5 protein-coding genes and 1 pseudogene are annotated in these 3,303 nt (G+C 42.1%); 3 read left to right on the top strand and 3 right to left on the bottom strand.

Features of this window, described 5'->3' with window-relative positions:
• Positions 1-239, bottom strand: a pseudogene (locus F6K52_RS34385) (hypothetical protein); the annotation flags it as partial.
• A gap of 113 nt (positions 240-352) precedes the next feature.
• Positions 353-658, bottom strand: coding sequence for a hypothetical protein (locus F6K52_RS34380; RefSeq protein ID WP_293089400.1), 306 nt, complete (start codon positions 656-658; stop codon positions 353-355).
• Positions 659-1,200: 542 nt separating this feature from the next.
• Between F6K52_RS34380 and F6K52_RS34375 the strand changes: the two genes are divergently transcribed.
• The 3 genes from F6K52_RS34375 (at position 1,201) to F6K52_RS34370 (ending at position 1,771) form a co-directional block, all read left to right on the top strand.
• Positions 1,201-1,323, top strand: a complete 123-nt coding sequence (locus tag F6K52_RS34375) for a hypothetical protein (RefSeq protein ID WP_293089398.1) — start codon at positions 1,201-1,203, stop codon at positions 1,321-1,323.
• A 3-nt stretch (positions 1,324-1,326) separates the two neighbouring features.
• Positions 1,327-1,455 carry a DUF29 family protein gene (locus tag F6K52_RS37185; RefSeq protein WP_364421168.1) on the top strand — a complete coding sequence of 43 codons (129 nt, stop codon included), beginning with the start codon at positions 1,327-1,329 and terminating at the stop codon, positions 1,453-1,455.
• 67 nt (positions 1,456-1,522) lie between these two features.
• Positions 1,523-1,771, top strand: a complete 249-nt coding sequence (locus F6K52_RS34370; protein ID WP_293089396.1) for a DUF29 domain-containing protein — start codon at positions 1,523-1,525, stop codon at positions 1,769-1,771.
• A gap of 190 nt (positions 1,772-1,961) precedes the next feature.
• Here F6K52_RS34370 and F6K52_RS34365 read toward each other — a convergent pair.
• On the bottom strand, positions 1,962-3,303 hold a 1,342-nt coding region (locus F6K52_RS34365), incomplete at its 5' end, for a CHAT domain-containing protein (protein ID WP_293089394.1).

Genomic DNA, 3,303 nt, shown 5'->3' with positions numbered 1-3,303 from the left:
TGCCCAAACTCGGCCACATTGAAATCAGAAAAGCTGTGGAATAAATTACTTTCTCTAATCGCCCCACCTTCTATCAAATCGGCTAGGGCACCCTTAACATCGACATTGGGCGTTACTACAGAACTTTCATTACCGAGGGTATTATCTGGAGTGATTTGGGCTAATGCTGTAGTTGCAGCTAGTAGAGAATAGAGAACAAAGGGACTTGCTTGCAGAAATCGGTAAACCACAGCTTTCATGTTTATCAATCAAAATGCTCGCGATGCATGGGATTATTTCATAAAATACCTGTTGATTCTGTTAACTTTTATTAAGTCAATAGGCCAGTCGCCAAGTTAGTGTAAGTCATTCACTAATTTTCTAAACCTCTAACTCTTTGCTCTAAGGCATTCATTCTTTCTTCTAAATCTAATTTGTCAGATTCTTGGGTAATACTATATCCAATCAATCGTTCTAATATCCTTTCTTGTTGTTGTTGCTTTTCTTGAGACCTGAATTGTGTTTCTTGTAGTTCACGTTGACCAGCTTGGAGTTCACGTTGACCAGCTTGGAGTTCACCTTGAACTCCTAGGATCTGTTCTAATATCCTTTCTTGTCGTTGTTGGTTTTCTTGAAACCTTAATTGTGTTTCTTGTAGTTCACGTTGAACAGCTAGCATCTGTTCTAGCGATGCAGCGCGGTCTTGGGGGTTTCCCCCATGAGCGACTGCATCAAGACAATGTTGCTTCAATTCGATCTAATCTGTTCGAGTCGTTGTTAGTCATTGTTGATTTATTATGAATTAACTCAAGTTAGATTTATAGCCATGCGCCAATGGTTATAATTTATTATGACTTGTGACCATCAGCCATCGGTATAGGTGTTGACTATGGGAAATAATATTACGTTATCTCCTGTAAGGGTGACCAAGAGCCAGCCTTCCAGCCTGACGAAAACTCTAAGGCTGGCTCTCCCCGTGGATTTTATTCTCCACACTTTTAGTATATCACAAAAATTTAAAAATTGTGCTATAATTAAATGTTTTTTGTTAAAAATATTTTTTGAGGGAGTCGGGAGCAGGGAGCGTGGTAAGTGTGGTAAGTGTGGTAAGTATCCCTCTCCAAATTATCTGTACCTCATAACTATGAAAAGCCCTATAAAGTAGTTACTATTAGTAATAAATTCAAAAGCATTTTTTAACGTGATATACTTATAGTAAGTATGAAGGTTCGGTATACCAATCCGTGTAGGAATTGTGAGAACTTTTGTTCCCTTTTCCCTACTCCCTACTCCCTACTCCCTGTTCCCTGTTCCCTGTTCCCTTTTCCCTTTGGTATAGTATAAGCCATGAGTAATAGTGACTTGTATAATCAGGATTTTTTTCTTTGGACTGATATAACTTGTAAGCAACTTAAAACAAGAAACTTTGATGAGTTTGATATAGAAAATTTAATTGAGGAAATAGCCACCTTATGACGATTCGGCTTTCGCCGACGCTACGCGAACCGATAAACGAGAGATTCAGAGCCGACTTAAGGTTTTGATGGAACACTTGCTTAAAAGGCAGTATGTGAATTCAGAGCCTGATTATCGAGGTTGGGAAAAAACGATTAATGAACAAAGAGAACAGATTAATCTTTTGTTGTCTGAATCTCCTAGTCTCAAACCTTATCTTGAATCGGTATTTTTGGATTGCTACAGATATCCACTAAAGGTCGTTAGCAAGGATTATCCATCTACTTGCTTCCCCCAGGATTGTCCTTTTACCCCTGAAATTCTAGAGCAAGATTAATCTTGTGGCATACGGGTCGCAACTAATGGGGTGTAGGGGGTGGGGTGTGGGGTGTGGGGTGCGTTGAGACAGCCCGCCGGAAAATTGTAACGGGCAAGATGCCCGTTCCACCCAGTAATGAGGTGTAGGGTAGCTTTTGCATCCATACCTACACCCTACCCCCCACACCCTACTCCCTACCCCCTAATTTTCACAACCAATTTCCCAGCAAAATAAAAGCTGACCAGTAATAGGGGTGATTATATTGCTCGCTCTGCAACAGCTCCTGTTGAGCAAGACGCAGAGCTTCAGCCTTGGTAACCTGGCCTGTGGCTAACTTCTGGTAGAAGCGAGTCATTAACTCTGCAGTGCCTAGATCGTCCACATACCAGAGACTGGCAATGGTACTGCGTGCCCCCCCACGCACGGCAACACCAGCCAATCCCAAAGCGGCTCGGGAGTCTCCCACGGCTGTCCGACAAGCACTTAGGATGAGTAATTCAATGGGATTTTTTTGCTTTTGATCGGCTCTGATTAGACTATTTAACTCATTGAGATTGATCTCATCATCCCAGGTCAGCAGAAAGGTTTCTTCTGCGACTGAACTAAATTCACCATGAGTGGCCAGATGAACGATTTGGTAACCAGAGGTATTAACTTCTGTATTGAAGTTAGATTCAGTAAAAGATTCATTGAGTAAAATCAATGAGGGAACTTGAGCCTTGATATTCTCTAATTCGACCTTCACCCCAGGAAGTGATCCGAAATTGGGACGATGGGGACGAACTTCCGTGACTCCAGCACTCAGAACTGAAAAATTTTTTCTGACATTGGCTTGAGAGTCGATTAATTGTAAACTAGGAGCTACCGCAATATTATACTTCTCAATAGCATAGCTTTCTCCGTCATAAAGCACGGACATAGGAATATTGCGCAAAGCCCCATCGGGGATAAATACTAAAGTGCGGATGTTACTCTTGGCTAGTTCGGTTTCAATGGGGCCGATTAACCAGTCGTGCATTGTTTGTAAGTTTTCCTTTTTCAGAGCTCGCCAAAGGTTAGTAATATCTCTGTTTACCGAAGCGATTTGTTTTTCTATTTCTGTTTTGGGTAAGTTAGTGGTGATCTGGCGCAGGGGTTGTCCGGGCAAAGTGACAATTACTTCCAGGCGGTCTCGCAAGATAATGCTATAAAAGATAGCGGCGTTATGATCTATTTCATCGATATTAACGGGTTTAGCATCTAAACAGGCATCCCGAAAAAAGTTGTCTAGTTCTGCTAGTTGCAGGGATTCAATTACATCTCGTGCTTGTTTGAGGTTTTCTTGAGATGCATTTGGTTCTAGGAGTAGTCCTACTAATTCTCGGTAGACTGGTTCGACGCTTTCTCGAAACCCAAACTGAATATCGCTACTAATCGCGACTAGGTCGCTACGGATAGATTGGAGGGTTTGCACCGATTGAGCATAAGCCGCAATCGCGGAGCGTGACCTTCGGTCAATCGCACCTGTTTTATCCTGTTTTAGGTTGAGGATTCTGCCCAGTTGCCATTGC

Source organism: Moorena sp. SIO3H5 (genome assembly GCF_010692395.1).
Lineage (GTDB): Bacteria > Cyanobacteriota > Cyanobacteriia > Cyanobacteriales > Coleofasciculaceae > Moorena.
Note: the sequence above shows the minus strand (reverse complement) of the source record. Positions and strands in the feature narration are given on the sequence as shown.